This is a genomic window from Hymenobacter terrigena (genome assembly GCF_054776515.1).
In genome coordinates this window covers 1,405,746-1,427,892 of sequence record NZ_BAAHBU010000002.1, presented here as the reverse complement: position 1 = coordinate 1,427,892, position 22,147 = coordinate 1,405,746, and the positions used below count along the sequence as shown (strand labels likewise).

18 protein-coding genes are annotated in these 22,147 nt (G+C 57.3%); 7 read left to right on the top strand and 11 right to left on the bottom strand.

Annotated features, from left to right (window positions below):
* Positions 1–87: 87 nt before the first annotated feature.
* Entirely contained in the window at positions 88–750 is a 663-nt protein-coding gene (locus ACYU7Q_RS12880; protein ID WP_460609833.1) for a DedA family protein, read from the bottom strand.
* Between the two features lie 420 nt (positions 751–1,170).
* On the opposite strand from ACYU7Q_RS12880, the gene ACYU7Q_RS12875 reads away from it, so the two are divergent.
* Positions 1,171–2,094 carry a bestrophin family protein gene (locus tag ACYU7Q_RS12875; protein ID WP_460609832.1) on the top strand — a complete coding sequence of 308 codons (924 nt, stop codon included), beginning with the start codon at positions 1,171–1,173 and terminating at the stop codon, positions 2,092–2,094.
* 919 nt (positions 2,095–3,013) lie between these two features.
* On the top strand, positions 3,014–5,671 hold the full coding sequence (locus ACYU7Q_RS12870; protein WP_460609831.1) for a T9SS type A sorting domain-containing protein: 2,658 nt from the start codon (positions 3,014–3,016) through the stop codon (positions 5,669–5,671).
* Between the two features lie 153 nt (positions 5,672–5,824).
* On the opposite strand, the gene ACYU7Q_RS12865 is transcribed toward ACYU7Q_RS12870, so the two are convergent.
* The 6 genes from ACYU7Q_RS12865 to ACYU7Q_RS12840 all read right to left on the bottom strand — a co-directional run bounded on the left by ACYU7Q_RS12865 (position 5,825) and on the right by ACYU7Q_RS12840 (position 13,754).
* Positions 5,825–6,655 carry a phosphosulfolactate synthase gene (locus ACYU7Q_RS12865; RefSeq protein ID WP_460609830.1) on the bottom strand — a complete coding sequence of 277 codons (831 nt, stop codon included), beginning with the start codon at positions 6,653–6,655 and terminating at the stop codon, positions 5,825–5,827.
* A gap of 124 nt (positions 6,656–6,779) precedes the next feature.
* Positions 6,780–8,183: a tetratricopeptide repeat protein gene (locus ACYU7Q_RS12860; protein ID WP_460609829.1), complete on the bottom strand. Its 1,404-nt coding sequence runs from the start codon at positions 8,181–8,183 to the stop codon at positions 6,780–6,782.
* Positions 8,184–8,341: 158 nt separating this feature from the next.
* Positions 8,342–9,364, bottom strand: coding sequence for a Rossmann-fold NAD(P)-binding domain-containing protein (locus ACYU7Q_RS12855; RefSeq protein WP_460609828.1), 1,023 nt, complete (start codon positions 9,362–9,364; stop codon positions 8,342–8,344).
* A gap of 85 nt (positions 9,365–9,449) precedes the next feature.
* Positions 9,450–10,220 carry a tyrosine-protein phosphatase gene (locus ACYU7Q_RS12850; RefSeq protein WP_460609827.1) on the bottom strand — a complete coding sequence of 257 codons (771 nt, stop codon included), beginning with the start codon at positions 10,218–10,220 and terminating at the stop codon, positions 9,450–9,452.
* Positions 10,221–10,234: 14 nt separating this feature from the next.
* Entirely contained in the window at positions 10,235–12,745 is a 2,511-nt protein-coding gene (locus ACYU7Q_RS12845) for a P-loop NTPase family protein (protein ID WP_460609826.1), read from the bottom strand.
* Positions 12,746–12,800: 55 nt separating this feature from the next.
* On the bottom strand, positions 12,801–13,754 hold the full coding sequence (locus ACYU7Q_RS12840; RefSeq protein WP_460609825.1) for a polysaccharide biosynthesis/export family protein: 954 nt from the start codon (positions 13,752–13,754) through the stop codon (positions 12,801–12,803).
* 249 nt (positions 13,755–14,003) lie between these two features.
* Here ACYU7Q_RS12840 and ACYU7Q_RS12835 point away from each other — a divergent pair, with 249 nt between their 5' ends.
* The 4 genes from ACYU7Q_RS12835 to hpf all read left to right on the top strand — a co-directional run bounded on the left by ACYU7Q_RS12835 (position 14,004) and on the right by hpf (position 16,904).
* Positions 14,004–15,149 (top strand): acyl-CoA dehydrogenase family protein, encoded by a 1,146-nt coding sequence (locus tag ACYU7Q_RS12835; protein ID WP_460609824.1) that lies wholly within the window; start codon positions 14,004–14,006, stop codon positions 15,147–15,149.
* 177 nt (positions 15,150–15,326) lie between these two features.
* Positions 15,327–15,521: a 30S ribosomal protein S21 gene (rpsU, locus tag ACYU7Q_RS12830; RefSeq protein ID WP_168672574.1), complete on the top strand. Its 195-nt coding sequence runs from the start codon at positions 15,327–15,329 to the stop codon at positions 15,519–15,521.
* Positions 15,522–15,688: 167 nt separating this feature from the next.
* Positions 15,689–16,567, top strand: coding sequence for a site-specific integrase (locus tag ACYU7Q_RS12825; protein ID WP_460609823.1), 879 nt, complete (start codon positions 15,689–15,691; stop codon positions 16,565–16,567).
* 37 nt (positions 16,568–16,604) lie between these two features.
* Positions 16,605–16,904 (top strand): HPF/RaiA family ribosome-associated protein, encoded by a 300-nt coding sequence (gene hpf, locus ACYU7Q_RS12820; protein WP_460609822.1) that lies wholly within the window; start codon positions 16,605–16,607, stop codon positions 16,902–16,904.
* Positions 16,905–16,982: 78 nt separating this feature from the next.
* Here hpf and metK read toward each other — a convergent pair whose 3' ends face one another.
* The 4 genes from metK to ACYU7Q_RS12800 form a co-directional block, all read right to left on the bottom strand.
* Complete coding sequence (gene metK / locus ACYU7Q_RS12815; RefSeq protein WP_460609821.1) at positions 16,983–18,245, bottom strand: methionine adenosyltransferase; 1,263 nt, start codon at positions 18,243–18,245, stop codon at positions 16,983–16,985.
* Positions 18,246–18,431: 186 nt separating this feature from the next.
* Positions 18,432–19,166, bottom strand: a complete 735-nt coding sequence (locus tag ACYU7Q_RS12810; protein ID WP_460609820.1) for an SDR family NAD(P)-dependent oxidoreductase — start codon at positions 19,164–19,166, stop codon at positions 18,432–18,434.
* A gap of 110 nt (positions 19,167–19,276) precedes the next feature.
* A complete protein-coding gene (locus tag ACYU7Q_RS12805; protein ID WP_460609819.1) occupies positions 19,277–20,497 on the bottom strand; it encodes a THUMP-like domain-containing protein in 1,221 nt (406 codons plus the stop codon).
* Between the two features lie 29 nt (positions 20,498–20,526).
* On the bottom strand, positions 20,527–20,961 hold the full coding sequence (locus ACYU7Q_RS12800; protein WP_460609818.1) for a hypothetical protein: 435 nt from the start codon (positions 20,959–20,961) through the stop codon (positions 20,527–20,529).
* A 332-nt stretch (positions 20,962–21,293) separates the two neighbouring features.
* On the opposite strand from ACYU7Q_RS12800, the gene ACYU7Q_RS12795 reads away from it, so the two are divergent.
* A complete protein-coding gene (locus ACYU7Q_RS12795) occupies positions 21,294–22,052 on the top strand; it encodes a DUF4397 domain-containing protein (RefSeq protein WP_460609817.1) in 759 nt (252 codons plus the stop codon).
* The last annotated feature ends 95 nt before the right edge of the window (positions 22,053–22,147 follow it).

The window sequence follows — 22,147 nt, the reverse complement described above, 5'->3', positions numbered from 1 at the left end:
AGTAGCGCAAAAAAGCCGTCCCGGATATGAAAATCCGGGACGGCTTACGATTGGCGAGGGGCGTTCCCGAGCTGGACAACCCACCGGCTACAGGGCCGAGGCGTCGGCCGGGCCAGCCATCTTGCCTTTCACAAACGACCACAGCGGCGGTAGCACCGACAACGCAATAATGCCCAGAATCACCAGCTCGAAGTTCTTCTTCACCACCTCAATGTTGCCAAACAGGAAGCCCGCCAGCGTGAGCAGCACCACCCACAGCACCGCACCCATGATGCTGTACGACGCGAAGTAGCGGTAAGTCATCGTCCCAATACCCGCCACAAAGGGCGCAAACGTGCGTACGATGGGCACGAAGCGCGCCATGATGATGGTTTTGCCACCGTGTTTGGCATAGAAGGCTTGCGTCTGGTCGAGGTACTTGCGGTTCAGGAATTTGAAATCCTCGCGGAACACGCGTGGCCCCAAGTAGTCGCCCACGGCGTAGTTCACGTTGTCGCCGATGAAGGCAGCCGCAATCAGCAGCGGAATGAGCACCCATACACTCAGACCGGTTTCGGGGCGGGCGGCCAGCGCGCCGGCCGCAAATAGCAGCGAGTCGCCGGGCAGGAAAGGGAACACGATAATGCCCGTTTCGGTGAAAACGATGAGGAAAAGCACCAGGTAGGTCCAGGTACCGTAGTTGTGCACCACCTCTACTAGAGTCTTGTCGAGGTGAAGCAGAAGGTCGAAAAAGTGTTTGATAATTTCCATGCCGGGCGTGAAGTGAGCCACAAAGAAAACCGGTTGCCGCCGAAACCGCCCTACCATCGGGCATCAGTTGTTGGCACAGCCGGTTTATTATTCCCCGCAGTTAGCGTCCCGAACCTATGACTCTTACCTTTGCGGCCCGATTGGCTAAGCTGGCACTCGGCTTAGTATTTATTGGGTATTCTTTCGAATAATGTAAAAATCCTATATTCTGGGTAATAGACCTCTTGCCGAGCATTGTGCGGCATAGACGTGCTGTTCAGTTAAGCGCTACGCGGCAAAATGTGGCATGACCTATGATAGGGGCCGTTGCAACGCGAATATGGATTCGGTCACTGTCCAGTTTCATTATTCCACTGAGCGCTTAAATAGGCTCAACCCCGGCAAATCATTTACCGTTGCAGGACAAAAAATACTAATTCAATGATTGTTTATCAGGGCGGAGATTGGTGGCGGGCCTTGTGGCACTTTCACACCTCGGCGGTCATCCGCCTGTTGCTGAAGCGTGTGGCCCTGGTCGGGCTGTACGGTTCGGCCATCGCCGTCATCAGCCTCGATTTTCATACCCTCAACGTTCGCATCGGGCGCGAATACCTCTCCATTCTGGGCATCCTGCTCAGCTTGCTGCTGGTGTTTCGCACCAACACTGCCTACGACCGTTACTACGAAGGCCGGCGCGTGTGGGGCCAGCTCGTGTCGCACTGCCGGGGCCTGGCCATGGAAATGAACGCCCTGCTGCCCCGCGAGGCCAAATCCAGCCGCCGCTACTTCGCCGCCCTCATCTCCAACTTCCCCATTGCCCTCGAAGGCAGCCTGCGCAACAAAGTCCGCTTCGATAAAATGGAGGCCACGCCCGACATCATCGAGCGCCTCCAAAAAGCCGAGAGCGTGTGCTCCACCATCATCGCCGTGCTCATGGAAAGCGTGGAGCAACTGCGCCAGGTCCAGATTTTCGACCCCATCCACCTCATCAACATCAAGCAGCACTACCTGGGCATGATGACCGTGAACGGCACATGCGAGCGCATCAAATCTACGCCCATCCCGTATTCCTACAGCTTTTTCATCAAGTGCTACATCACCGTGTTCATCATGGTAATGCCCTTGGTATTGGTCGATTCCTGCGGCTGGTGGATGGTGCCCGTCACCATGATTGGGGCCTACGCCATGCTCGGGCTGGAGATGATTGGCAACGAAATTGAAAACCCGTTTGGGTACGATAGCAATGATTTGCCTATCACCCAACTCTCCAATAAAATCCGGGTAAGTGTACATGATTTGCTGGGCGTGGAACTACCCGCCGAGAAAAAGGCTTTGGCGACCGTACCTTACAGCGTGGTTCATTAACCGAGTGGTTTTGTGTATTCAGCCATTAATAAATATCATTCGTCTATGCTCGCTTGATTATCTCGTAAACAGTTTATTTGGATAGATTCGGCATTCGTTTAAATTTTCCTAGACTAGCTCACCCTTTTTTTTAACCTCTGCGTATATGCGCCTCGTCGTGTAATCCGCATTCCAAGCGTTTCGTTCTCTCTTACATTCAACCCTCAATTACATGCAAACTCTAACCTTTACTCAGAAGCTGTCGCGACAGCGGCGCTTTCTAAGCTCCCTCCTCCCGCTCTTCGCCATTTTCTTGGGCTTGGGCGCCTCGCTGACGGCTTCGGCGCAAACTATTAACACTTCCAAGGTATTTGTTGACCCTAACGCAACTGGTACCAACACTGCTTACGGTGCTAAAGGTGGAGGAGCACCTCTGTTTCAAGGTGCTGCGTTAGGTACTTTCGATATTAACACGGGTCAGCTATTGCTCAATGGCGGTATAGTTACGACAACTGATGGTACAGATGGTACTGATAATTATGCTTTTAACAGCGTTGTTTTATCGTACTCAGTGTATAAAAGCACAGCTACTGCTCCTAGCACATATCAAAATACTATCAACCTCCCTCGTACCAGCGGGCCTGATGCAAGTGGCAACAGCACTTTTAGCCTGAGTACAGCTCAGATTAATCTGATTCGCGATGCAGCCGTTACTGCTGGTGGTGGCGGTGCTTCGCCTGGCACAACGTATAACATAAAGCTCAAATTCGACGCTAACTTTACTGCTACGCTGGTCGCTGATGGTTCTGCTGACCCTGCAAGCGATGGTACCATTACTGATGCACGTAACGCAGGCAATAGCGGTTACATAGCAACATTCAAAGTAACTGGTACTCTTCCTGCCCCTAGCTCGGTCACCTTCTCTGGCGAATCGGTTACCGTGGACCAAGGCAACGGCTCCGTTAACTACGTTGGTACTGGCTTCAACACGAAACTGATTGACCAAAAGCCCGGCTCGACTACGACTCCGGCTTTCGATATCAACGCTGGCCAGCTCATCCTGCAAGGCGGCACGGTAACTACTACTGAAACCGGTACCTATCAGGTGAACGGTGCCAACTTGGATTATACCCTTTATGACCCTAGCTTCAACCAAGTAAGCACTGGTACGCTGCAACTGACGCAGACAAGCGCCAACAATGGGGTGCGTACTTTTTCGCTCGGTAGCGGTAACACTAACCTGATTAGCCTTATTTCTAATGCTGGTAATGGTTATACCATTCAGGTATCGTTCCACGCCACATACCAGGTAAACGGGGCGGGCCTGCCGCAACGCGCCAATGACAACAACTCCTACGCTGCTACTTTCGACGTAGCCGGTACCAAGACGCCTGCTCCAACTATTCAGGCTAACACCATCGGCATTGCTCCGAACAACAGCGGCACGGTTATATACAACATCAACCCGAACACGCCGCGTCCTTTCCAAGGTGCTGACCTGAGTGCTTCTGCTAACAACGGCACTACCTACGACGTGAACACCGGCCAGTTGCGCCTGAACTCTACGACGGTAACTACCACCGAAGCCGGTGCCAATACCATTACCAACGTAGTGCTCTATTACCGTACCCGCCTGAGTGGTACGTCCGGTGGCGCTTTCCAGCCCATTAACCTTACCCAGTCGGGCAACACCGTCAACGGGACGCGTACGTTCATCCTCGACCCCGGTGTTAACGGGATTAACCCCCAGCCCAACTTGATTGCTACTCCGGCCGTTACGGCTGCCGGTAACTATCTGGTTGACGTGTACTACCAGGCCAGCGGTACGAACTCCATCACGAACATGAACTTCACCATCACCGACCCGAACGGTGCTCCTGCAAACTACTATTCGGCCAACTTCACGGTTGTCGGTACGCCAGTCGCCCAAACCATCTGGACGGGTTCTATCAATGACAACTGGTTCGATGCCCGCAACTGGAGCAATGGCGTTCCGGACGAAACCAAGAATGCCCTGATTCGTGACCTGGGTGCCGGTAGCGGCGTTCCCTATCCCAACATCAACTCTGACGTTGCTACGCCTACCTACAGCAACATCGGTTCCGGCCCGGCCAAAACCCTCAACCTGATTATGGGTGGTACTTCACAGGGTTCGCGTTCCATCACCCGCCTCGTACGGGGGCAGTTGAAAGTGTACGGCAACTTCGATAACAGCTACGACAGCTTCATCCAGCGTGAGAATACCATCATGGAGTTCGCGGGTAGTGCGACCCAGACCATCTCGGGCGGCTCATTTGTCCGGGTTGATATCTCGGGTGGCGGCAGAAAGGATGTGGTTGGTATTATGAACGTTTCGGAAGCTATTAACTTCCTGACTCCTAGTGTTAATGCTGTTAACACAATCATCCCAAACCCCTATACTGCGCTCAATGCCAATGCTGGCGTTCTAACTACTGATATTCTTCAGCCGCTGCTGTCGGTGATTGTACTTGCTGACCGGGCACTCACCAATGGTAACAACGGTGCACAACTCAACGGCGAAACGGATGACTCTTACCTGCGTGGCTTCGTTCGCACCACCCGTCAAGGTGTATTGGTAGGCGAAACGCGTACGTATGGCAACATGGGTATGACCCTGACCTTCAACGGCACGAACAGCCCCGGCAACGTAGACGTAACCCGCAACACGGTAGAAGCATATGCGCCAGTAAGCGGCCGCTTCGGCATCCGCCGCATCTTCGGTGTCCGTCCTTCCGACCAAGCTACTAACAATGGCGGCCTGACTGCTACGATGATTTTCCACTACCGCGATTCGGAAACCCGCAACCTCAACGGTGCTGATATCCGCACTCCCGGCAACAGCAGCATTCCGGAAGACCAGTTGACTATCTTCCTTTCCAGTAACGGTGGTGGTGCCTTCAGCCTGATTGGCCGCGACGGCCCGGTTGACCAAACGAACAACAACGTGACCAAAACCGGCGTTACCCAATTCGCCACCTTCACGTTGGGCAGCACCGAAACGCCCCTGCCCGTTCGCCTGATGGCGTTCGATGCCAAGCGCATCGGCAGCGACGCTCTGGTGACCTGGCAGACGGCTACGGAAGAAAACAGCAAAGGCTACGAAGTGCAGGTTTCGACCAACGGCACCGAGTACCGCACGCTGGCCTCGATTCCGAGCGCTTCGCCTAACACCACGCAGGTGACCAACTACAGCTACGTAGACAAAGAAGCCAACAAGTCGGGCAAGCGCTACTACCGCCTGCACCAGATGGACCTGGACGGCAAAGATGCCTTCTTCGCCCCCACGGTGGTTAGCTTCGATGGCAAGGCTCCTTCGTCCAGCTTCGTGGCCTACCCCAACCCCCTCAATGCTGGCAACGAACTTCACGTAGCTCTGCAGTCGACGGCTACGGGCACGGCCAAGCTGCTGGTGACCGACATGACGGGCCGCACCCTGCAGCAGCAGAACGTAGTCCTGACCGGCAACCTCACCGATACTTCGGTAGCCGGCATGGGCGACCTGAAAGCTGGTGTGTATCTGGTGAAAATTACCTTGCCCAACGGCGAAGTGAAGAACCTGAAAGTGGTGAAGCAATAAGCTAACCACGGCTCTGACCAACAAAAAAGCCGGTCTCCGCAAGGAGGCCGGCTTTTTTGCTGGCGTTACAGCAAGCAACAATCCATGAAAAAGCCCGCCATGCATAGCATGACGGGCTTTTTTCCATCTGTAATCGGCTGGCAGTACTCCTGCTTAGCCGCGAGGCATGGAAGTGCCGGGCTTGCCGGTCTTGGCTGCCGGCTGAAACATGGGGTCGACGGCATCCATGTCGAGGAAGTGCGAGAACGTGTCGCCGCGCAGGCCCAAGCGAATGGTTTCAAGGCTTACTACTTCGTTCGGAGCAATGTTGCCGAGGTTCACATTAGCACCCAGCAGTTTGATGAACCACACCTGCTGAGCTTTCTGCGGGGCTTCCCACAGAATTTTATCCGAAGGAATTTTGGTGAGAATCTCTTCTACCAGGCCCGAGCGTACCTCGCCGGTGCTACGGAACAGGCCCACGTTGCCACCCTCGCGGGCCTCACCAATTACCTTGACGGCCCCAGCCTCAAGCTCGGTCTGCATCTGCGAAATCCACTTGTAGGGGGGGATAATTTTTTCGGCATCCTTCGAGCCCACTTCGCTCAGCACGCGCACGGCCTTGCTCAGCTCGCGGATGTACTCGCATTTGCGCTCGTGGTCGAGGTCAATGCTTCCGTCCGATACCTCGGCATATTCCATGCCGTAAGTGTCCAGCAGGCGGCGGTAATCGTCGAATTGGTTACGAATGATGAAGGCCTCGAACAGTGTGCCGCCGAAATACACCGGAATATTGGCTTCGCGGTAGATTTCGAGCTTGCGTTTCAGGTTGGGCACGACGTAAGAAGTGGCCCAGCCCAGCTTCACCACGTCGGTATAGGACTCGCCTACTTCCAGAAAGTCTTCTACTTCGCGCAGGCTCATGCCTTTGTCCATTACCATAGTGTAGCCCTGCTCGCGGGGCTTGGGAGTACGCTCTGGCAGTTGGGAGAGGTCGTAATTCATTAATAAAAAGTGGAATATGAGAATTTGGGGAAGACTTGCCCGCTCTGAAAAAGGGGTGGCACGGGCAAAGAAAAACCGCCCGTCGGCTGACGGGCGGTTACAAAAGTAGCATTAAGCCAAAAAGTTATTTCCGAAACTGCTCAATAAGCCGTTTCAAACCCGGTTGCTCACGCAGTTGGGGGAAGTAGTCGAACAAAACAACATGCTGCTCATAGTTGAGCGTAAGGGCCGTTTCGAGGGTTGCGTAAGCCTCGCGCATCCGGCCATCGGCCAGTAGATAAGCGCACAACATGTAGTGAAAATGGGCCTCGTGCGGGTGCAGCTCCACGGCATGGCGCACCAAATCAACAGCTTCGCTAAAATGGCCCTGCTCGTAGAGAATGGCGCTCCAGCTCACCCAGCCCTGCACGTCGTTGGGGGCTACCTCGGTGGCTTTCTCGTACGATTCGAGCGCACTCACCACGTTGCCCACCTGGTTTTCGGCCGCGCCCAGCGCCGACCAGTATTCGCCACTTTCGGCATACAGCTCAGTGGCCTTGCGGAAGTAGTGAATGGCCTCAAACCAGCGCCCTTGCTCCTGCAGCAGCACGCCCTGGCCAAACCAGGCCTCGTCCATTTCGGGGTTCAGCTCCAGCGCCTGGCGGTAATATTTGCGGGCGGGCTCCCACTCGCGCAGCTTCTCGTAGCACTCGCCAATGTTGCACAAGGCCTCATCGGTGGGCTCGCCGGGCGGGTAGGCCATTTCGAACTCCGGAATGGCTTTCAGATACTCCTGCTGGCACACGAAGGTATCGGCCAGCCAATGGTGGGCATCGTAGAAATCGGCGCGGATGGTCACGGCGAAATCAAACGCCTCGGCAGCCTTTGCAAAATCCTCGCGGCGGTACCAATACTGGCCCAGGTTGTACCAGGCCGTGGCCGAGTAGGGGTCGTCGTCGGTGAAGCGCTTGAAGAAATCTTCGTGCTCCTCCAGCCGCGCCGTGATGTCGAGGCAGTGCAGGAGTTCCTGCACGCCGGTTTCGTTGTCGGGGTTAAGGCGCAGGCTCTGCTTGTAGTGCTTGGCCGCGCTCTTAAATTTTTGCCAGCTCTGAAAAGCCAAGCCGAGATTAAAATGAATGTCCTCACGCTCGGGCTCCTGCTCCAGGCCGGTGCGGAAAAATTCCACGGCCTGCGCAAATTCGCCCCGCTGCGTGCTGATAATGCCCCGCGTCACGGCCACGTCGGCATTGGTGGGGTCGAGGGCCGCCACGGCGTCAATCTGACGCTCGGCTTCGCTGTAGTCGCCACGCATGGCCGTCACCTGCGCGCGGTCAATCAGCAGCTCAGTCGAAAAAGGGTATTGGCCGAGGGCCGCTTCACAGGCCTGGAGGGCCTTGTCAAACTCTGCACTCGTCACATAATGGTCGATGATGTTCTCGAAATCTTCCAGGTCGAAGAAAACAGACTCCTGCTGGGCCACCATGCGCTCGAAGCGACGCACGGTATCCAGCACGGTCCGGTGATTATCAAAATTTTCGTTCATGCGCATAAAATCGCAGTTAAGTGGATTAATCTGGTTTTGTGAATTAGCGAATCCAGCGACCAGGGGCGTTTATGCCACCACTTGCCAGAACCATTCCACTCCACTGTCTCAGTACTCTATCAATGATAACAAATATTGGCCAAAACCGTGCAATCTGGTTGTTGCTAAGATACGATAACCGGTTCGAGGCGCTTGGGTTTTGTCTCTAATTCAGCGGCGCACCACGCTAACGTCTCGGCTAATGGCCGGAATGATAGGCCTGTAGCGCTTTGCACTTTGGCGTGGCTGTATACCACCGGCTGGCGCCCGGCACGCGCGGTGTCTTTGGTGATGAGCGGCCGGGCACCTGTAAGCACCGCACGGGCGTGTTCCAGCCGCCAGATAATTTCGGCGGCCCAGTCGGGCACGGCCACGGTGGGGGGGCGGCGCTGCATGGCCGCTGCCGCTTGCCGGAAAAAGTCGGCTAGTGGCACGGCCTCGGCGCTCAGAATGTAGCGTTGGCCGTTCGCCTCGGGCTGGTCGAAGGCCAGGGCCAGCAGCTGGGCCACCACATCGCGCACATCCACGAAGTTGATGAGGCCGCGGGTGTAGAAGCGGTGCTGCTGGTGGGCGTAGCGCAGTAGGCGGGTGCTGCTGCGGCGCCAGTCGCCCGGCCCGAGCACCACCGAAGGGTTCACAATGACGGCCGACAGGCCTTCGGCCACTCCGCGCCATACTTCCAGCTCGCCCAGATACTTGGAGGTGGCGTAGGCCGAATGCGCCGCGCCCAGGTCCCAGGATGCCTTTTCGGTCACGGTAAGCACCTCGCCGGGGGCGGCCGTAGCGCCGGCTGCCGGCCCGCCCAGCGCGGCCACCGACGAGACGTGCACCAGCCGGATGCCCGACCGCTCCAGGCAAGCATCCACCACGGCGGCGGTACCCTGCACATTCACGCTCAGCAGCAGGTCCTCGTCCTGCGGCGCGTAGGAAACCAGCCCGGCGCAGTGGAAAACGTGCGTGACATCGGGCGTGAGAGCCACCCGCAGCTGTTCGGTGTCGAGCAGGTCGCCGGCCAGCCATTCCACGCCGGGGGCCGCGTCGGCGGGCACCGCGCCGCGGTGCAGCGCCCGCACAGCTAGTCCCCGCTCCCGCAGTGCCCGCAACAGAAAAGAGCCGATAAGGCCGGTGCCGCCGGTAACAAATATCATGAAATCAGGAATTAACGCTTAGAAACCAATGGTGGGCATCAGCCGGCCGTAATGGCCTGCTAATTACAACTAACGGACCAGTTGTTTAAAGCGTATTGTTCAGCAAAGGCAGCCGGAGCAGCTTTTCCATATAGGGCTGGGTGAGCGTGCGCTGGGCCAGGGTATCGGTGTGGCGCAGATGGTGGGCATCGGTGCCCACAAAATCAACCAACTCGCCGTCAATCAGCTGTTCCGCCACCTTTTTGGCGGCCGGCGAGTAATAGCCAGCCAGCGAATTCAGGTTCACCTGGAGCAGCACGCCGTAGTCGCGGCGCATCTTCTCAATCTCAGCAAAGCGGCCGTAGAGGTAAGTGTAGCGCTCCGGATGGGCCAGCACCGGCTGGTAACCTTGGGACTTCATCTCAAAAATGATTTCGAACAGATTCAGTGGCTCGTTCATGTAAGAGGTTTCAAACAGCAGATAGCGCTTGTCGCCGCCGAAGGTGAGCATCTCGGTGCCATCGGCCAGCTTTCGGCCCAGAAACTCGTCGAGGTAATATTCGGCGGCGCATTCAAGGGCTACGTCGTGCAGGCCCGTTGCGGCAGCGGCCTCGCGTAGCAACTTAAGGGCGGCCCTTATCCCTTCCGGAGTATTCTTATAGAAGTCGCCCATGATGTGGGGCGTCATCACCAGCTTGCGGTAGCCGAGGCCGCGCAAGGCCCGGAGCAGGTCCAGTGAGTGCTCCACGGTTTCGGCCCCATCATCGAGGCCGGGCAGCAGATGCGAGTGCATATCGGCCTCTAGGGCCGCCAGCGAAGCCGTGGCCACCGGAGCGGAAGTCGCCCCGCCAAATAGTCGTTGCCAGAGCGAAGCCATTTATCCTGTGCGCGTTAGGTAAAGAACTTCTTCAGCTTCTCGCCGAAGGTAAGTTGTTTGGTCGCAGGCTCTTCGTAGTAGCCCTGTCCATACGCACCGTAGCCGTAGCCGTAGCCGTAGCCATACCCGTAACCGTAGCCATAGCCACCACCCGACTGGGCATCGTTGAGAATGGTACACATGCGCGTGAAATTATTGCTGCGAATCAGCCGGTTCATATTCTTAATGAAGGCTTTGCGCGAGTAGCCGGCCCGCACGATGTAGAGCGGGATATCGGCCTTGCGCATGATAAGGATACCATCCGTGACCAAGCCCACGGGGGGCGTGTCAATCAGAATGACATCATAAAGCTGAAACAATTCCTGAATCATGGTATCGAACCGGTCGCTCAGAATCAGTTCCGACGGATTAGGCGGTGTAGGGCCGGCCGAGATGAATTGCAGCGAATCAATGCTCGTGGGCTGAATGCATTCCTGCACATTATGCCGGTCGATGAGGATGGTACTCACCCCGCGTGTGTTTTCGGCCCCAAATGCCAGGTTGACTTTGGGCTTACGCATGTCCAAATCCAGGATGACAACCTTCTGCCCGGAAAGGGCAATAATGCCGCCGAGATTAACGGTCACAAAGGTTTTGCCTTCGCCGGAGATGGTGGACGTCACCGAAATCAGCCGCTTCTTTTTGGCCGAGCTGATGAAATCCAGGTTGGTTCGGATGGAGCGGATGGACTCGGAAATGGCCGATTTAGGATTCTTGTCCACCACCAGGCGCGACACTTCCATCTTTTCCTTGTCATAGGTTGGGATGATGCCCAGCACCGACGCTTTAGTATTGCGCTCCAGCTCCCGCACGTTGGTCACCGTGTTGTGCATGAAGTAGCGCACCGCAATCAGGCCCAGGCCCAGCAGTAGGCCGCCGGCTAGCCCTACGGCGTATACGATGAGCTTGTTGGGAAAGATGGGCAGCGCGGGCGGCGAGGCCGGCGACAGAATCTGGAAGTCGGCTGTGGTACCGGCCTTCTCGATGTTGAACTCCATTTTCTTGTCCAGCAGCATCAGGAAGGACTTTTCGTACAATTCCAGCGGACGTTGCAGGCGGGCCAGCTCGGTGCCCTTCTCGGGCAGACTTTGCAGCTCGCCAGTGAGTTTGGCGCGCTGGGCGTTGAGTTCGTCCATGCTGCGGCGCAGCAGCTTTTGGTTTTGCAGCAGCAGGCGTTGAATGTTGTTGCGGGCAAAGTTGATTTTGGCCTGCTCGGCCTGAATCACTTCCGTCTTATCGGTGTAGGAGCGCGACAGCCGTCGTAGGTTCCACTGCAGGCTGTTGAGCTCGGCCAGCTGGTCTGCTAGTTGCGGGTCTTTAAGCTCGGCCAGTGCGGGAATGCTCTGCTGCACGGTTTGGTTTTCGTCGCGCGTGAGGCTGCCCTGCTGCGCCATTTGCGCTACCTGGCCCAACATCGTCAGGGTTTCTGAAAGCTTTACCCGGTCCTCTTCCAGCTTTTCCAGCTTTTCGCTAATCGTCCCCACCTCGGCCTTCACATCGTAGGTGCCCGAGCGCTGCACAAAATTTTGCAGGTTGTCTTCGGCTTCCTGCAGGCTTTTGCGGTTTTCCTCCGAAATCTTATCCAGAAAGCGCAACTGCTTCTGAGTAGCTTCTTGCTTGCTGGCAATTTTCTCGTCCAAGTACACCGAATCAATCTTATTGACGATGTCCTGCGCCTTCACCGCATTGAAATCGTTGAACGAGATGCCAATCGTGTTGGCGTCCGGGTTCACAATCTCGACGGTCAGGTTTTTATCCAGGTAGGCACTCACGGTGTTGTCGTCCTGCACCGTGAAGTGATAGCTGCCATCCAGGGCTTCCTTATTCAGCTTCGGGGTCGGCAGGATTTGTAGTGTAATACCAGGCAGCGTGATGGTTTGGCCCAGCGCGTATTCGCCCCCCTGCGGCCGGTTCTGATTGGTGAATTCGAGCTTAAAACGCTGCTGGTTCACAAATTTCAAATCAAACTTGCGGTTGTACAGCGCATTATCCGTGATTTTGTAGACCACCCGAAAAGGGGAGGTGCCGTACATTTCTGACTCCAGCACCGTGCCCTGCACGTAATAGTTCACATCGAGGTCCAGCGAGTCTTTCAGCCGCCGGTAGATGATGTTGGACTTAATCAGTTCTACCTCGCCGGCCAGTTTGGTGCCGTGGGCTTTGTCCACCACGGCCGGAGCCATCTGCCCGGCCAGGCCTAGGGCGCTTCCTTCGTTGCGCTCGTCAATTTTGAGCAAAGATGTCGACTTATACACCGGCTTGGTGTAGCGTAGATACAGCCACGAGGCCGTGACGCCCAGAATAATCAGCAGCAGCATCCACAGCAGGCTGCGGCGGGCTACCATTACCAAGGTGGCCAAATCCAGGCCGGCAGAATCATCGTCAGCCTCATTGCCTGCGGCGGTGGGCACGGCCGAAGGCTCGGCTGTTCCGCCGCTGGCATTCCGGATGAGCTCTTCCAGCTCCGAGTTTTCGTTTACGGCCATTGTGATGCTATTGCCAGCAAGCGCTGGGTATGATATAAGGGGCTCAATCGGTGCGTTATTTTACAACGTTGATGATAACAAGTGTAGTAGTCAGGATAAGCGAAGCAAAGCTGATAATGGGTGCCGCGTCGGTCAGGGTTTCCAGCACCGGGCGGTGCACCGGTTCTACGTAAATAATATCGTTTGGCTCCATTTGTAGGTTGGCTCGGCGCATTCCCTCCAGCGTGGTCAGGTCCACTTGCTGAACGCGCGGGTTCTTCAAATCGCCCCGGATGATGCGGATATTGCTGGCCTTGCCGCCGTAGCGGTAGAAGCCTTGGTTGCTACTGCTGCCCTGGCTGCCACCGTCGAGGCCGCCGGCCAAAGCCAGCACCTCAATCAGGTTCATGTTATCGTTGGCCAGGGTAACTACTTGGCCGCCCGGTGCCCCTAGAATGAAAACGCGGTTGTTAGTAACGCGCGTGGTCACGAAGGATTCTTTATAAAATTCGTTGTAGCGTACCTGCAGTACACTGTCAGCTTGCAATAACGACAAGCCACTCACTTTCACCCTGTTCACCAAGGGTAATACAACTGTGCCATCGGCCTGAACCAGAAACTCAGAGCCCGACGTGGCACTGCCAGCCGCTTGGCCCACGGCACGCTGGCCCACAATACCGCGCGCATTGCCCCCGCTGCTGGAACTGGCGGCGCCTGCGCTACGGCTAGGCAGTGCCCCGCTGGGCTGGCCAAACTGTAGCTCGCCGTTGGGGTCCAGAATTCGTTCGCCCTTGTTGGTGTTCACGCGCACCTCCAAGTAGTCGTTGGGCTGGATGAGGTAGTTGCGGGCCGTGCGGTTCACGGCCAGGCGCAGCTTGGTGCTATCTAACTGGCGGCCCTGGCTATCGGTGAGCCGGAACATGGTGCGCTGGTTATAATAATGAGTGGAAACGCACGACGAAAAAAGCAGCAGCGCGGGCAGGGCCAGCAGCCACAGCGGCTTGAGGCGGCGAAAGGGAAATGTCGGCATGAAGGCCAATTAGGGCTGAATCAAACAAAAACCAGGAAAAAATTTGGCCTCGAAAGGCAGATTCCCCCCAAAAAGCCTCAAAAGTAACGCTTTTGCCGCGCCCATTCAACAACAGGTGGTTGCGACGGGCCGTGCCCTCCCCGTTGCCAACTGCCTGAATCGTACTTTCGTGGACCGAAAACGGTGAAACGGCCGTTGCGGTAACGACGACCTTACATTCTCCCAAATCCCACCCTTAGTTCCCTTTATATGGAAGCCGTAGCCACCGAAAACCAAACCATGATAGCGCAGATGGTGCGCGACTTTGGTGCCCAACACATCAAACCCGAGATGATGAAATGGGATGAAAGTCAGGAGTTTCCCATCGACGTATTTCATAAGCTCGGCGAGCTGGGCCTGATGGGCGTGCTGGTGCCCCAGGAGTACGGCGGAGCCGGTTTTGGCTACGTCGAGTACGTAACCGCCATTGCCGAGCTGGCCAAGATTGACGGCAGCATCGGCCTGAGCATGGCGGCCCACAACTCGCTCTGCACCGGCCACATCCTGCAACATGCCTCCGAGGAGCAGAAGCAGAAATACCTGCCCAAGCTGGCCTCCGGCGAATGGATTGGCGCCTGGGGCCTCACCGAGCCCAACACCGGCTCCGACGCCGGCAACATGCGCACCACCGCCGTGCTTGATGAGAGCGGCGAGAACTATATTATCAACGGCGCGAAAAACTTCATCACGCACGGCAAATCCGGCAACGTGGCCGTAGTCATTGTGCGCACCGGCGAAGTGGGCGACTCGCACGGCATGACAGCTTTCATCATCGAGCGCGGTACGCCGGGCTTCGCGGCCGGCCGCAAGGAGGACAAGCTGGGCATGCGCGCTTCGGAAACCACCGAGTTGATTTTTACCGACTGCAAAGTGCCCAAGGAAAACGTCATCGGCAAAGTAGGCGACGGCTTTGTGCAAAGCCTGAAAGTGCTCGACGGTGGCCGCATCAGCATCGCAGCCCTCAGCCTGGGCATTGCCCAAGGCGCTTTGGAGGCTGCCACCAAGTATAGCAAGGAGCGTCACCAGTTCAACAAGCCCATCAGCAGCTTCCAGGGCATCAGCTTTAAGCTGGCCGACATGGCTACCGAGGTGGAGGCCGCCAGCCTGCTCACCTACCGCGCTGCCGATATGAAGGACCGCGGCCTGAACGTGAACCTGGAATCGGCCATGGCCAAGCTTTACGCCTCGGAAGTGGCCGTGCGCACCGCCAACGAAGGCGTCCAAATCTTCGGCGGCTACGGCTACACCAAAGATTATCCGGCCGAGAAGTACTACCGCGACGCCAAGCTGTGCACCATTGGCGAAGGCACCAGCGAAATCCAAAAGCTGGTCATTGCCCGGGCATTGCTCAAGTAAACTATGGATTTTGACGGATTTGGCGGGTTTTGGGTCTGGTTCGGCCACTTTCGCCTAGGCGTTGGAAATGAATAGACTACAAAATCCGTGAAATCCATTTGAATCCGATAAATCCGTGATTATCTTTGCGGCCCGGTTTACACCGCCTCCCTCTGAAAATCTCCCTCATTCCCTGATATGATTATCATTCAAATCAAAGACAACGAATCGGTTGACCGCGCTCTGAAGCGTTTCAAAAAGAAGTTCGAGCGCACCGGCGTTCTGAAAGAGCTGCGTCGTCGCACTTTCTTCCAGAAGCCCAGCATCACCGAGCGCAAGATGAAGCAGAAGGCTGTTTACAAGCTTGCCACTTACGGCCAGCCCGGCGAATAGCCCGAAAGTTTTTCGGCCGTTTAGCTTTGTTGAAAACCGGCTGGTTTGCCTCTGTTGGCAAGCCGGCCGGTTTTTTCGCGTCCATACCTGAGCGGTAAGCTTGATGGAAAATAAAAAAATGCTACATTGGATGCCCGGCCCAACCGCCGGGCTTTTTTGGTGTTGGTATGAATGCTTTTCTCGATTTTTTGCGCTTTGAGCGGCGCTACAGTCCGCACACGATTGTTTCGTATCAGACCGATTTGGGGCAGTTTGCGGCCTACCTAAAGTCGGCTTATGAGTTAACCGACCCCACGCAGGCCACGCATCCGCTCATCCGGGGCTGGGTGGTGGAACTGATGCAGGAAAACCTCGACCCGCGCACCGTGAACCGCAAAGTGGCCTGCCTGCGCTCGTACTATAAGTTTCTGCTCCGCAACGGCCTTATCGACAGCAACCCCATGCTGCGCATCAAGGCCCCCAAAATGGCCAAGAAGCTGCCCGAGTTTGTGCCCGAAGAGGCCCTGAACGGCTTGCTGAACACGTTTGAATTTGGCGACGACTTTGCGGGGCAGCGCGACCAATTAGTGCTGGAAATGCTGTACGGCACCGGCATCCGCCTCTCGGAGCTCATTGGCATTCACGCCGACGATGTGAGCCTGGGGGCCGGCACCGTGCGCGTAACCGGCAAGGGCAATAAGCAGCGCCTCGTGCCCCTGAACCCCACGCTGAAGCTCGTGATTGAGCGCTACCAGGCCCGGCGGGCGCACGAGTTTGGTGCGGTGGGTGGCCCGCTGCTGCTCACCGACAAAGGCGACGCGATGTACGAAAAATTCGTGTACCGCACCGTGAAGCGCTACCTGAGCCAGATTACGACTTCCGGGGCGCAGCAGCACCCGCACGCGTTGCGGCACGCCTTTGCTACGCACCTGCTGGGCAAGGGGGCCGACCTGAATTCCATCAAGGAATTGCTGGGCCACGCCAGTTTGGCGGCTACGCAGGTGTACACGCACTTGTCCGTCGACCGCCTGAAATCCGTATTTGAACAGGCCCATCCCCGGGCCTGAGTTTTGTTTACCCTTTTACCTCTAAATCACCCACCTTATGAAAGTACAGATGCATTCGGTGCATTTCGACGCCGACAAGAAACTGCTTGATTTTGTTCAGCAACGCCTGAATAAACTGGAAACTTTTTACGATAAGGTCACCGAAGGCGAAGTAATTATGCGCCTCAACAACAAAGATGGTATCGAGAACAAAACCATCGAGATAAAGCTGCTGGTCCCCGGCAACATCCTGTTTAGCCAAGAAGATGCTGCTTCTTTTGAAGCCGCTGCCGATGCCGCTACTGACAGCCTGCGCCGCCAGATTACGAAGCACAAGGAAAAGGCCATCGCCCATTAATAGATTCGGCATTCTGCCCAACAAAAAGCCCCGCCTGATTTATCAGGCGGGGCTTTTTGTTGACGGAGTTCGCAGATTTTACAGCCCGAACTCGGCCTTAATCTGGGGCACGTAGTCGAGCTTTTCCCAGGTGAAGGTTTCGAAGGTTTTCTTCTCGCCGTTGGGCATCACCACGTCCACGGTGCCGGGCTGGCGGCCCATGTGGCCGTAAGCCGCCGATTGGGCGAAGATGGGGTTTTGCAGGCCGAAGCGCTTCACGATGGCATAGGGACGCAGGTCGAACAGCTTGTTCACTTTCTCGGCCACTTCGCCGTCGGTGAGGAGCTGGCCGGCAGCATTCTTGGCCTTGATGGTGCCGTAGGTGGTCACGAATACGCCCACGGGCTGGGCCACGCCGATGGCGTAGGCTACCTGCACCAGCACTTGGTCGGCCACGCCGGCGGCCACCAGGTTTTTGGCGATGTGGCGGGCAGCGTAAGCGGCGGAGCGGTCTACTTTCGACGAGTCTTTGCCGGAGAAAGCACCGCCGCCGTGCGCGCCCTTGCCGCCGTAGGTATCCACGATGATTTTGCGGCCGGTGAGGCCGGAATCGCCGTGGGGACCACCGATGACGAACTTGCCGGTGGGGTTGATGTGGTAGGTAATTTTGTCGGTGAACAGGGCCTGGGCATCGGCGCTCAGACCGGCTTTCACGCGCGGGATGAGAATCGACAGGACATCGGATTTGATTTTGTCCAGCATCACGCTCTCGGAGGCATCAAATTCGTCGTGCTGCGTGCTGATGACGATGGTGTCGATGGCCTCGGGCTTGTGGTCGTCGGAATAGCGGATGGTTACCTGGCTCTTGGCGTCGGGGCGCAGGTAGGGCATGTCGCGGCCTTCGCGGCGGATGGCGGCCAACTCCTGCAGCAGGCGGTGCGAGAGGTCGAGGGCCAGCGGCATGTAGTTGGCCGTTTCGTGGCTGGCGTAGCCGAACATCATGCCCTGGTCGCCGGCGCCCTGGTCTTCGTCCTTGGCGCGCTCCACGCCTTGGTTGATGTCGGGCGACTGCTCGTGCAGGCGGTTCATCACCTCGCAGGTGTCGGCGTTGAAGAGGTATTCGGGCTTGTTGTAGCCAATGCGGCGGATAGTTTCGCGCACAATGGGCTCGGCATCGACGTGAGCCGTGGACTTGATTTCGCCGGCAACGAGAGCGAAATCGGTCGTCACGAGGGTTTCACAGGCTACTTTGGCAGTGGGGTCCTGGCGCAAATACTCGTCGAGGATGGCGTCGGAAATCTGGTCGGCAACTTTATCGGGATGGCCTTCCGAAACCGATTCGGAAGTGAACAGATAGGGCATTGAATGCGCGAAAAGAGCGGAAGATTGAAACGAAGCGCGCCCGCCAGGCCGAAACCGGCGGGCGGGCGCGGCACAAAAGTACGGAAACCCGCGCTATTGGCGGCTATGCCCCCGCCGATGAAATGTGGTAGGAGTCAGCAACCAACGAAAAATAGTTGCCGAAATCTGCTGGGGTGAGCCGTGGTGCTACAACTGAGCCAGCCGGCCGCCATCCACCACCAGCGTGGTGCCGTGCACGAAGCTGGCTTCGGACGATGCCATGAAGGCAATGGCGGCGGCCAGCTCCTCGGGCGTGCCTACGGCGGCTTTATCGATTTTCTCGGTGCCGTTTTTTACGTTGGGGTTGCTCCAGAGCATGGGCGTGTCCACGGCCCCGGGGGCTACGGCATTGATGCGGGTTTGCTTGCGGTCAAGTTCCAAGCTCAGGCCGCGCACGAAGGCTTCGAGGGCGCCCTTGCTGGTGGCGTAGGGTACCACATTGGCCGTGGTCTGGTGGGCATGCACCGAGCTGATGGCCACGATGGCGCTGCCTTTGGGCATGTGCGGCAGGCACAGCTGGGTGAGTTGGGCCAGCGAGCGCAGGTTCACCAGCATCAGCAGGTCCCACTGAGGCAGGGGTAGGTCTACGAGATGGTCGAAGGTCATCATGGCTGCGTCGCACACCAGCACGTCGATGCGGTGGTATTTGGCCAGCACTTTTTTCACCACGGCGCTGATGGCGCGGGGCTTGGCCAGGTCGCAGGCCATAAAAACGGCCTGGCCACCGGCTTTGGTAACCAGGCGCACGGTTTCGACGCCATCGGTTTTGTCACGGCCCAGCACCACTACGGTGCCGCCTTCGGCTCCCAGCCGCACGCAGCAGGCCCGGCCAATGCCGGATGTTCCGCCCGTCACCAGGCACACCTTGTCTGTAAAACGCATTAATCTGGACTGTTGAATGGAAAGCGCTACGCTAGCTGCGCAGCTACTCTACGGCTCACAACCGATTACAGCGGCTTTTGTGCTGGCGAAACGACGTGGCGTGCCCGGGATTACGCAATGGCCGCAGGGCCATTTACCGGGGCCGTGAGCTTTTCGCACACCAGCACTACCAGCCGCCCGCGCAGGTCGGTGGTCGCAAACAGATATATCTCGCCGCCCTCGCGGATGCCGGTGCGCCGCCGGAAGTCGGCCACCGAATCGGGGTAATTGCGGGTGGTGACGTGGGCGCGCGCCTCCGGCCCCAAGTACGCCTTGAGGGCCGCGCCATCGGCCTTTTCCACGGCCAGAATCTTGAAAACCCGGCCCGGAAAATCAGCCCGCAGCACATCCGAAGTATACAGGTGGCTGTGCTGGTGCAGCTTGAGCAGCTCGAATGCCGTGCCGATGCTGCGGAACGCGCCCGCTTTGAGCACGGCCGCGTTGGGCTCGTATAGGTACTGCTGGGCCTCGGCGTAGCGGGGTGTGGCACGGGCTTCACGGGCGCGGTTGAGGCGAAATTCCTGCTGGGTGCCGTCGCGGCGCAGGTTCAGGGCGTAGCGTTCGGGGTCCACGGCGGGCTCCTGGCCCAGTTCGTACAGAACTTCTTTTACCTCATTATCCACGGCCACCACCCAGAGGCGGCGCACGTGGGCCAGGCCCTGCACGGCGTGCTCAATGTCCAGCATGGGCGAGGTCTTGAGCAAGACTCTGTCGGCCTTGTGCAGCAGCAGCGGCATAAGTTTCACCACGTCGGGCTCACAGTCGCGCAGCAGGAAAATCTTGCGGGCGGCCGTGTCGCGCCGGGCCGGGTCGAGGTAGAGCCAGTCGTAGTGGTACGGCGTGCTTTTCAAAAAAGCCACTGCATCGGCCGCGTTAATGGTCACGTTATCAATGCCGAGCTGGCTGAAATTGTAGCGCACCACGCCAGCCAGCGCGGGGTCGCGTTCCACATAATCGACCTGACTCACGCGAGTGGCAAAAGCAGCCGAGTCGGCTCCGAAGCCGCCGGTGAGGTCGGCCAGGCGCTGGCCGCCTACTAAGCTAGCTTTAAACGCGGCTGTGCGTGCCGATGAAGCCTGCTCGACGGACAGGGCGGGCGGAAAAATCAGTTCCGGGTTATCGGCCCAGGCGGGGAGCTTGGCGCGAGCTTTCTGACGGGCCTGAATCTGGCGCACCAGCTCGGGCACGGGGAGGCCGGGGTGGCGGCGGGCTTGGAGGGCCAGGTGGGCGGGGTCGTCGTGCAGGTGCGCGGCCACGTACCGCCGGGCCGCTTCGGGCAAGGGGTAGTCCATGGATGACCTTATACGGGAAAACGCGGCACTTAGCGCAAGGCCCAGCGCAGCGAAAGCAGAGGCTGACCCGTGGGCGCAGCCGCAAAGCCGATAGCGGCCGGCTGCAGGCGCTGCCAGGTGCCGCCATGGGCCACGTCCTGGTTAAAGGTTTTCACCGCCCGCTGCAGGTGCGAATTAGTATTGCGGTTGATGAAAATGCTGGCCACCAGGCTCGTAGCAAATGCCCCGATGGCTACCTGCTGTGTGGAGTTGAAATACACCCGGTCGCCGTGGGCCAGAATCTGCTGGCCGTAGAGGCCAAATGAACCGACGGCCACCAAGCGGTCAATCAGGAAAAAAGTCTTCTGGCGGCGGTACTCGTTGAGGTGCGCCAGGGCATCGGCATTGCCGGCGAGGTAGGGGCGAAGCTTCTGCCCAAAGAAACCGGCCGTTTGATAATTATCGCCGCTGGCGCCAGGGGCCAAGAAATCAAAATTGTGCTGGGGGCCGCCTAGGCCACGCCCTTCATCTTCGGGCAGGAGGCGAATACTACCGGGAGCTTGTTGGGCCAGTGCAGGCGCTAATAAGCTAAGGGATAGGATAATAGTGGCTGCGCCACGGCGCTGCCAATTACCTGAACGCAGCTGGTTGATTTCGTGCATAGTAACAAATATAATGATGCTTATAGGGCTTAAAAGAGCGTCGCCGCAATATTTTCTGGCCGCCAACCCAACAAACCCGGAGTACTACACGTTCAGGCCGAACCGGCTAATCACCCCTTGGGCCGCGTGTTTCACCCACCAACCCGAAATTTTCCATGAAAACATCCTCCGTATTCCGCCGCGCCGTTCAGGCTGTTTTGCCGGCCACGCTGCTGCTGGCCGCTTGCAGCAAGAGCGATACGCCTGCGCCGACACCAGCTCCCGACCAAGGTCGTCTCAGCGTGTACCATATGGCGGCGAGTGCCAACGTGGGTTTGAAGTTCCTGTTTGATGATGTCGAAAAAGCTTCGCTCAACTACGGGCAGAATTCGTTAAACCAAGCACTGAACACAGGTAGTCGCACCATCAAAGTAAACGTTGCTTCCTCTGGTGCTAACGTGGACACGAAGACTGTCACGGTAGAAAAAGACAAGAACTACTCGTATTTCGCTTACTCTACCAGTGGTACTCAGTTAGCGGGTCTGGTCACGACGGATGACCTCACAGCACCATCGGCAGGTAAGGCCAAAATTCGCTTAGTACACCTCGGACAAGGTGCTGCTACACCGCTCAAACTGTCTGCTACTGCTTCGTCGGCGGTAGATGTTGTGGGTACAGAAACGCAGTTTGCCTCTGCTTCCCCGTTTATCGAAGTGCTACCCGGCTCCTACAACGTAGCGGTGACCAGTGGGGCCGCTTCAACTGTGATATACAATGTGGGCGACGGCAACGGTACGAGCACCAACGATATGGGAACAATTGCCAACAAGACATACGAAGCGGGCAAGATATACACCGTTGTTTACCGCGGATTGACGGGCACTACTGTGTCCGACCCGCTGAAGTTAAGAGCTGTAATAGTTCAGAACAACTAGTCGCTTAATCGGATAAATATTCTGGTAGCAAAAGCCCGTACCTAATCGGTGCGGGCTTTTTTGTGTTTCAAGGCGAACAAATCCAGTATCTTTGC

What these genes read in the sequence shown, in the direction of transcription:
- ACYU7Q_RS12880 (WP_460609833.1), bottom strand. Translation starts at nt 750, where the DNA reads ATGGAAATTATCAAACACTTTTTCGACCTTCTGCTTCACCTCGACAAG.
- ACYU7Q_RS12875 (WP_460609832.1), top strand. Translation starts at nt 1,171, where the DNA reads ATGATTGTTTATCAGGGCGGAGATTGGTGGCGGGCCTTGTGGCACTTT.
- ACYU7Q_RS12865 (WP_460609830.1), bottom strand. Translation starts at nt 6,655, where the DNA reads ATGAATTACGACCTCTCCCAACTGCCAGAGCGTACTCCCAAGCCCCGC.
- ACYU7Q_RS12860 (WP_460609829.1), bottom strand. Translation starts at nt 8,183, where the DNA reads ATGCGCATGAACGAAAATTTTGATAATCACCGGACCGTGCTGGATACC.
- ACYU7Q_RS12855 (WP_460609828.1), bottom strand. Translation starts at nt 9,364, where the DNA reads ATGATATTTGTTACCGGCGGCACCGGCCTTATCGGCTCTTTTCTGTTG.
- ACYU7Q_RS12850 (WP_460609827.1), bottom strand. Translation starts at nt 10,220, where the DNA reads ATGGCTTCGCTCTGGCAACGACTATTTGGCGGGGCGACTTCCGCTCCG.
- ACYU7Q_RS12845 (WP_460609826.1), bottom strand. Translation starts at nt 12,745, where the DNA reads ATGGCCGTAAACGAAAACTCGGAGCTGGAAGAGCTCATCCGGAATGCC.
- ACYU7Q_RS12840 (WP_460609825.1), bottom strand. Translation starts at nt 13,754, where the DNA reads ATGCCGACATTTCCCTTTCGCCGCCTCAAGCCGCTGTGGCTGCTGGCC.
- ACYU7Q_RS12835 (WP_460609824.1), top strand. Translation starts at nt 14,004, where the DNA reads ATGGAAGCCGTAGCCACCGAAAACCAAACCATGATAGCGCAGATGGTG.
- rpsU (WP_168672574.1), top strand. Translation starts at nt 15,327, where the DNA reads ATGATTATCATTCAAATCAAAGACAACGAATCGGTTGACCGCGCTCTG.
- ACYU7Q_RS12825 (WP_460609823.1), top strand. Translation starts at nt 15,689, where the DNA reads ATGAATGCTTTTCTCGATTTTTTGCGCTTTGAGCGGCGCTACAGTCCG.
- hpf (WP_460609822.1), top strand. Translation starts at nt 16,605, where the DNA reads ATGAAAGTACAGATGCATTCGGTGCATTTCGACGCCGACAAGAAACTG.
- metK (WP_460609821.1), bottom strand. Translation starts at nt 18,245, where the DNA reads ATGCCCTATCTGTTCACTTCCGAATCGGTTTCGGAAGGCCATCCCGAT.
- ACYU7Q_RS12810 (WP_460609820.1), bottom strand. Translation starts at nt 19,166, where the DNA reads ATGCGTTTTACAGACAAGGTGTGCCTGGTGACGGGCGGAACATCCGGC.
- ACYU7Q_RS12805 (WP_460609819.1), bottom strand. Translation starts at nt 20,497, where the DNA reads ATGGACTACCCCTTGCCCGAAGCGGCCCGGCGGTACGTGGCCGCGCAC.
- ACYU7Q_RS12795 (WP_460609817.1), top strand. Translation starts at nt 21,294, where the DNA reads ATGAAAACATCCTCCGTATTCCGCCGCGCCGTTCAGGCTGTTTTGCCG.